This window comes from Streptosporangium sp. NPDC048047 (assembly GCF_040653115.1).
GTDB lineage: Bacteria > Actinomycetota > Actinomycetes > Streptosporangiales > Streptosporangiaceae > Streptosporangium.
Window position 1 is genome coordinate 120,688 of sequence record NZ_JBEZNH010000019.1, and the last position, 7,436, is coordinate 128,123.

The 7,436-nt window shown below is 74.3% G+C and carries 6 protein-coding genes; 1 reads left to right on the top strand and 5 read right to left on the bottom strand.

Annotated features, from left to right (window positions below; all coding sequences use genetic code 11):
- Window positions 1–10 precede the first annotated feature (10 nt).
- From AB0D67_RS18925 to AB0D67_RS18935, 3 genes are all read right to left on the bottom strand, one after another.
- Window positions 11–3,217, bottom strand: a complete 3,207-nt coding sequence (locus tag AB0D67_RS18925; RefSeq protein ID WP_362936730.1) for a BTAD domain-containing putative transcriptional regulator — start codon at window positions 3,215–3,217, stop codon at window positions 11–13.
- Between the two features lie 191 nt (window positions 3,218–3,408).
- Window positions 3,409–4,311: an aminoglycoside phosphotransferase family protein gene (locus tag AB0D67_RS18930; protein WP_362936733.1), complete on the bottom strand. Its 903-nt coding sequence runs from the start codon at window positions 4,309–4,311 to the stop codon at window positions 3,409–3,411.
- 2 nt (window positions 4,312–4,313) lie between these two features.
- Entirely contained in the window at window positions 4,314–5,588 is a 1,275-nt protein-coding gene (locus AB0D67_RS18935; RefSeq protein WP_362936736.1) for an MFS transporter, read from the bottom strand.
- Between the two features lie 103 nt (window positions 5,589–5,691).
- Between AB0D67_RS18935 and AB0D67_RS18940 the strand changes: the two genes are divergently transcribed.
- Window positions 5,692–6,594 (top strand): LysR family transcriptional regulator, encoded by a 903-nt coding sequence (locus tag AB0D67_RS18940; protein ID WP_362936739.1) that lies wholly within the window; start codon window positions 5,692–5,694, stop codon window positions 6,592–6,594.
- A gap of 52 nt (window positions 6,595–6,646) precedes the next feature.
- Here AB0D67_RS18940 and AB0D67_RS18945 read toward each other — a convergent pair whose 3' ends face one another.
- Both AB0D67_RS18945 and AB0D67_RS18950 read right to left on the bottom strand, forming a co-directional pair.
- Window positions 6,647–6,988 (bottom strand): MmcQ/YjbR family DNA-binding protein, encoded by a 342-nt coding sequence (locus AB0D67_RS18945; RefSeq protein WP_362936742.1) that lies wholly within the window; start codon window positions 6,986–6,988, stop codon window positions 6,647–6,649.
- Between the two features lie 186 nt (window positions 6,989–7,174).
- Window positions 7,175–7,436: non-reducing end alpha-L-arabinofuranosidase family hydrolase (locus AB0D67_RS18950; RefSeq protein ID WP_362936745.1), on the bottom strand; the 262-nt coding region annotated here is incomplete at its 5' end.

Here is a 7,436-nt window from a genome sequence, read left to right on the forward strand (position 1 = left end):
CTCCGGAGTGTCAGACCAGCCGCTCCAGGGCGGCACGGGCCTCGGCCAGCAGGTCGGGGCCGCGTCGTTCGCCGTACTCGGCGTCGATGCGGGAGAGGACGCCGGGAGCGACACGCTCGGCGTGCGCGGACAGCGCCGCCCACCGCATCGTCGGGGTGAACCGGCTGTAGGCGAACCGGTCGGCGAGCACGAGCATCCGGACGGCCTCCTCGGTGGGCATCGCCCCTTTCAGCAGACCCCAGAGGCCCAGCCCGGCGAGCGCCATCCCTATCACGGGGAGGTCCGGGAAGGCGCGGTCCGGGCCGAACGCGACCAGGATCTCGGACCGCAGCGACGCGAAGAGGTCCGCGCCGTCGTCGCCCTCGCCGTACTGCGCGAGCGCCGAGAGCGCGACGACCTCGCCCAGGACGACCCACGGCGGGAAACCCCCCGGCGCGCCCGGGATGCGCAGGTTCCTGAGCGTCTCGGCGGTCTCGCGGTGCCGCCGCAGCCCTTCGGCGACGTCGCCGTCGGCGAGGGCCAGCTCGGCCCTGGCGGCGGCGACCGACAGGGTGTCGCCGTAGGTGCCCTGGTAGGCGCCCTGATATGCGCCCCGGGAAGCCAGCGCCTCCAGGTCGTCGATCATCCGTGCCGCCTCGTCGCGGCGCCCCTCGGCGAGCACCGTCATGGCGAGGGCGGCGCGGAGCTGGACGGCGTCCTCCACCGCCCCGAGGCGTTCGAGCACCGGGATCGCCTCGGCGGCATGCCCGGCCGCCGCCGCGGAGTCACCGAGATGCGCGTGCAGGGAGGCCAGCTGGGTGTTCAGCAGCGCCCGGGGCCAGGGGCCGCCGTCGTCGCCGACGAGTTCGAGCGCGGCGCGGGCGGCTTCGATCGCGCCGGCCGGGTCGCCGGCGTTCTCCCGGCCGTGGCTCAGCCAGTGCAGCGCGATCTGACGGGTCAGCGGGTCGGGGCCGGCGGCCAGCTCGTCCAGGCCGTGCTCGGGATCCGACACCATGGCGAGCAGGGCCGTCACCAGCGCCCGGACGGCGGGGTTCGCCGAGTCGGCGCCCAGCTCGGACAGCGACCGGAACGAGGTCGCGGACTCCTCGGAGGCGGCCATGACGGTGCTGAACAGCGCCATGCTCAGGGCCATCCGGGCCGGGTCGAGGAGCCGGGGCGGAGGCGTCCAGCCGTCCAGGGCGGCGGCGACGGCCGGGCTGAGGACGATGCTGCGCGGATGGTCCCCGCGGATCGTCCAGTAGCCGCTCAGAGCGGAGAACAGCACCGTGACCGCTTCGGGGTCGGGTTCGGTGAGGGCCTCGCGCAGGACGTCGGCGAGGTTCGTCTCCTCCGGACGCAGCCGGTCCATCGCGTCGACCTGCTCCGGCGAGTACAGCCGGACGCCGTGCCGGCCGGCGTACCCCACGGCCCACGCGCGTACGGCGGCGCGCGCCCCGGCGGTCTCGCCGGCCGCGTCCAGCCGCATCCGGCCGAACTCGCGCACCGTCTCCAGCATGCGGTAACGGACCCCGTCGGCCGTCTCCACGACGGTGAGCAGGGACTGCTCCACGAGTTCCTCGACATCCCCGAGGGCGTCGCCGAGGGCGTCACCGAGGGGGTCACCGGAGGCGTCACCGAGGGGGCCGCCTGGGACGTCGCCGGGGGCGTCGCAGCCGAGCACCTCCTCCGCCGCGTCGAGGGCGAAGCCGTCCGGGAAGGCCGAGAGGCGGCGCAGGGCCCGGCGCTCCCGCTCGCCGAGGAGGTTCCAGGACCAGTCGATCACCGCCAGCAGCGTCTGGTGCCGGGAGGGGGCGCTCCGGTCGCCGCCGCGCAGCAGCGTGAACCTGTCCTCCAGCCGGCGGGCGATCTCGGCCGGTGACATCACCCGCACCTTCGCGGCGGCCAGTTCGATCGCGAGGGGCAGGCCGTCCAGGCGGGCCACGACGGCGTGCACGTCGCCGGTGTCGAGGCGCACGCCGGGCCGGGCCGCGGTCGCGCGGTCACGGAACAGCCGGGCGGCGTCACCGGTCCCCAGCTGGGGCAGCGGATAGACGCGTTCGGCGGCGATCGCCAGCGGCGAGCGGGTCGTGGTGAGGACGCGCAGCTCCCGCGTGGTCGCGGCCAGATAGGAGACCAGGTCGGCGACCGCCTCCACCAGGTGCTCGCAGTTGTCGAGCACCAGCAGCGCCGGGGCCAGGTCGAGCTGCTGGGCGATCCGGGCGCGGACGTCGGCGCGCTGCCGCGGGCTGAGCGTGCGGCGCCCGGCCACCGAGTCGCGGACACCGAGCGCCGACCCGACCTCGCCGACCAGGTCCTCGGGCGCGGTCACGCCGACCAGTTCGACGAAGTGCACCACCGGCTGCGGGGCCTCGCGGGCGACGGCGTGGGCGAGCCGGGTCTTGCCGAGCCCGCCCGGACCGAGGACCGAGACCACCCGGGAGGCGGCGAGCAGCGCCCGCACCCGCCGGAGGTCCTCGTCGCGGCCGAGCAGCGGTGTCGCGTCGAACCGCACGCCGGCGCGCACGGGGCTGTCGAGTGCCAGCAGCTCGCGGTGGACCCGCCGCAGCTCCGGGCCCACGTCGGCGCCGATCCGGTCGCGAAGGTCCGAACGGTAGCGCTCGAAGCGGTCCAGCGCGGCGCCCGTTCCGCGCACCGCCGCCTCACTGTGCAGCAGGTCGGCGAGCAGTCCCTCGTCCTCGGGGCGGACGCGCACGGCCTCCTCCAGGCCGGGCAGGGCGGGGCCGTGGTCACCGCTCCGGCTCCGGGCCCGGGCGAGCACGACCCGCGCGGACGCCAGGTCGTGTTCCGCGCGGCGGCGCACCTCGGCCAGCGGGCCGCCCCCCTCGGACGGCAGCGCCCCGGCTCCCAGCGCGAGCGCCTCCTCCGCCGCCGCGGCCGCCGCGGCGGGATTCCCGGCGAGCAGCGCCTCCGCCCGGCCCGCCAGAGCGTGCAGCCGACCGGCGTCGATCCGGTCGGACGGAACCCCGAGCCGGTAGCCGGTCCCCTCCGTGACCAGCGACGCGGGCCCCATGACCGACCTGGTCCTGGACACCAGGACCTGCAGCGCCTTCGCGGGGTTGGCCGGCTCGCCGTCCCCCCAGACCTCCGCGACGAGCCGGTCCGCGCTCACGGTCCGGCAGTCGAGCGCGAGGGCCGCGAGCAGAGCCTGAGCCCTCTCGCCGACCACCGGCCGTCCCTGCCACCGCACACCGTCGAGCAGGGTCAGGTGGATCGGCATGCCGTAAGTCTAGGCTTCGCCGGGCCGTCCACCCGTGCCTGTTTCCACCGATCCCGGTGGACCGGTCCGTTTGACGCAGATGAGCTCTCCCGCGACCGCCCGCCGGTCGGCCGGTCGGCCGGGAAGCGTACGGTGAGGACCTGCGAAGGACGATCCGGAGCCTCGGCCTCATCGCGGGCGCCTGTTTTCCGCTATCGGTGCGGGGAGAGGGGCTCCGCCAGGATGCGCTCCAGGGTGCGCCGGCCCATCCGGCTCATGGCCGGGTTGGTCTCCAGGTAGTACCAGACGACCCCCATCGCCTGCTGGAAGGCCCACGCCCTGCCCCGCTCCCATTCGAGGTCGTCGCACCCGAGCTCCCGGCGGAGCACCCGCCGCGGCCCGGCTTCGAGCAGGTGCCAGGCGCCCACGAGGTCCAGGGCGGGGTCGGCCGGCCCGAAACCGCCGACGTCGAGGATCCCGGCCAGCCGTCCGGCCGACACGAGCACGTTGCCGGGGATGAGGTCGCCGTGGGTCATCACGTCGCCCGCCGTACGCGGGAGGCTCCGGAGGTCCTCCCACATCCGGCGGAGCCGGTGAACGTCCAGGAGTCGTTCGCTGTTCTCGAAACAGGTCTCCATCCACGCGTCGTGGGACCTCAGATCGCCGCCCCTGCCGTCGCCGGCGAACGTACGGCCGTCCGTGCCGATCGCGCGCAGGTCACGGATGAGCTCGGCCAGGTCGCGGGCGAACGCGACGGATCCCCCCGGATCCTCGTCGGTCGCCACGACGCCGGGCAGCCACGTCTGCACCGACCACGGAAGCGGGTATCCCGCGCCGGGCTCCCCGAGCGCGACCGGCTCGGGTGTGGGGAACCGCGTACGGCCCGCCAGCTCGCGGGCCGCTTCGGCCTCGGACTCCAGCCACCGCCGCGTCGGTCCGACCTGCCCGGCCCGCAGGGGGAACCGGGCCGTGAAGCGGTCGCCCAGGCGGAAGATGGCGTTGACCGTCCCCTGGGAGGCGACGGCGGCGACGGGCAGGTCCCGCCACTGGGGGAACTGCTCGTCCACCAGCGCGCGCACCGTCTCCGGCGGCACCGTCAGCTGATCGGCGTGCATCTTCACACCGGGCAGCCTTTCACCTCCCGCTCCTCTCCCGCCACGGCGTCAGAACCGGGCACGGCCCTTCGGCGGACCGGCCGTCCCCTCCCGCCCGCGACGCCCGCGACACCCGCGACACCCGCGCCGATCACGGCGAGCGCCGCTCCCGCCCACATCACCGCGGAGAGCGACACGCCGTCCACGATCCGGCCGCCGGCGAACGAGCCGAACGCGATGGAGACGTTGAAGGCGCCGACGAAGAGGGCCGTGCCCATCTCCCCGCCGCCCGACCGCATGATCCAGAGCTGGAGCGCCACCCCCACGCCGCCGTAGCCCAGACCCCACACCACGAGCATGATCAGGGGTGGGGCGGCGAGGGGCAGCGCCGCCGTGGAGAGCGCGATCAGCGCGGCCAGTGTGATCAGGACCGGCCTGGGGTTCCTGGCCGCCCACGCGCCCGCCGCGAAGTTGCCGGCCACGCCCGCTGCGCCGTACAGGAGCAGGGCGGCGCTGACGAAGGCGGGACCGGCGTGTGAGACCTGCTCCAGGAACGGCCGGACGTAGGTGTAGGCCGCGAAGTGTCCGGACACGATCAGGCCGGTCAGGACGAGGACGACCTTGAGCGGGCCGGAGAGCCGGGGGGACCGTCCCTTCGGCGTGGGGGAGGCGGTCTCGCGGGGCGACGGCTCGGCCGCCCCCGCCGGGGATTCGCCGGGGAGGGGCGGCAGGGTGGCGGCCAGCAGCGCGAGCAGGGCCAGGGCCAGCACCCCCACGGAGACGAACGCGGTCCGCCACCCCGCGAACGAGGAGATGAGTGTCCCCGCGGGCACCCCCAGCACCGACGCCACCGACACCCCGGACAGGATGATCGACGTGGCCCGGCCGACGGACCTCTCGGGCACCAGCCGGGGGCCGAGCCCCGCCGCGAAGGCCCAGAACCCGCCGATGCTCACTCCGGTCAGCACCCGGGCGGCCAGCATGACGGGGTAGTTCGGCGCGAACGCGCCCAGCAGGTCGGCCACCGCCAGCAGCGCCATCAGCCCCAGCAACGTGACACGGCGGTCGAGCCGCCGGGCGGTGACCGCCAGTACGGGCGCGGAGACGGCGGCGACCAGCCCGGGCGCCGACATCATCAGCCCGGCCGTCCCGTCGGAGACGCCGAGGGAGGCGGAGATCGAGGTCAGCAGGCCGACGGGCAGCATCTCGCTGGTCACGATGGCGAAGGTGCCCACCGAGACCGAGAACACCGCGAGCCAGCGCGCCCGGACGGCGGGGGAGACGTCAGTGATGGTCATGCCGTCCAGCCTTCTGCCGTCCACCGGCGGGAACAATGCCGAAGTCCGGAGGCTTGGTTTAGGTGGACTAAACGATCGGACAGAGGTTCAGGCGGAGGTGAGGATGGAGTTCAGGGAACTGGAGTGCTTCATCGTGCTCGGTGAGGAACTGCACTTCGCGCGTACGGCCGAGCGCCTCTACCTGTCACCCGGCCGGGTGAGCCAGCTCATACGCTCACTGGAGGACAGGATCGGCGGCCGGCTCTTCCAGCGGACCAGCAGGCGCGTGAGCCTCACACCCCTGGGTGAACGGTTCCTGGCCGACCTGCGCCCCTCCTACGACGGCCTCGCGAACGCCGTCAGCCGAGCCAGGGCGGACGCCCGCGAGGTGACAGGTGTTATCCGGATCGGCTTCCTCGCCACACCCACGGACGTCGTCACCGGCAGCGTGCGCGCCTTCGAGCACCGGTACCCGGGGTGCCGGGCGGAGCTCGTGGAGATCCCGCTCTCCGATCCCTTCGGGAAGCTGCGGGCCGGGCAGGTGGACATCGCGTTCACGCTGCTCCCGGTGGAGGAGCCCGATCTGGCGGCGGGCGAGGGGCTGAACCGGGTCTCGTACCGGCTGGGCGTGTCCTCGCGTCACCCGCTGGCCGCCCGTTCGAGCATCAGCGCGGAGGAGCTGGCCGGCGTTCCCCTGATCGGCCTGGACGGTCCGGCCCCGCGCACGTGGCGGGAGCGTACGGCGCCGTCCGCCACCCCCTCCGGCCGCCCCGTTCCCAGGGCGGGTGCGGTGACCACCGCTCAGGAGGGCCTGACCCAGGTGGCGCTCAACCGGGGTGGCATGTTGTTCTGCACCCCCACGGCGGTGCACCACAGGCGCCCGGACGTCAGTTTCGTCCCCGTCAGGGGGCTGCCCCCCTCGATCCTCGGTCTGGCCTGGGTGAGGGCGGCGGAGACGGCGGCCATCCGGGCGTTCAACGAGACGGCCGTCGGGCACGCTCTCGGAAGAACGGTCCTGGTGGCATAGGCCATGGCGGCGGCCGGTCCTCGGTCCGAGCGCCCTTCGCGCTTCGTGGATCTCAGTTCCCGAGGTGCGCGGCGGCGACCCGCCGGGGCACGACCATGCGCCAGGCGTCGGTCACGATCTCCGTGAGCTCGGCGGCGTCGAGCGTGGCCGGCCGTACCCGGACCCAGTTGAACCGCTCGTCGGACGGCACCGGCATGAGGAACCTGTCCGGGTCGGAGCTCACCAGCGCCGCGCGCTCCTCGCGGGGAAAGGCGAACCCCATGAGGGTCTCGTCACGGGACAGCGAGACGTAGACGATCCGCCCCACCCGGAACTTGATCCGGTCGCGGATCAGATGCTCGGTCGTGCGGGGCAGCGAACACGCCACCCGCCGTACGTCCTCCGTGGTCACCATGCTCGCCTCCTGGAAGACACGCGCCGGTGAGCGGTACGGCCCGCCGGCGGTGGGCGCCGTGATCCGCATCACCGTACACGGACCGCACCCGGCGCACCCGGCGCGGCGGGCTCGACACCGTGCCGAACCCGCCGCTCCATGCCTGCCCGGTCTCCGGTCAGGACCACCCGGGCCCGTGCCGGGTCGTCAGTGTTGCTGGGTCAGCAGGCCGGGCCGGTAGGGCAGCAGGCCGTAGTCGCCGCCGGAGTTGGGGCTGCGGCCCTGGTAGAGGAGCTGGAGGTTGCAGGGGTCGACGGTCTTGGTCTGGTCGGGGTTGGTGCGGACCAGGTCGCCGTGGCTGATGTCGTTGGTCCAGGTGGCGCCGCTGTTGGCCTTGCCGGCGAAGGGGTTGCCCTCGCTGGCGGCGTTGGGGGTCCAGGCGCCGTCGAGGCTGGTGGCGGTGAAGGAG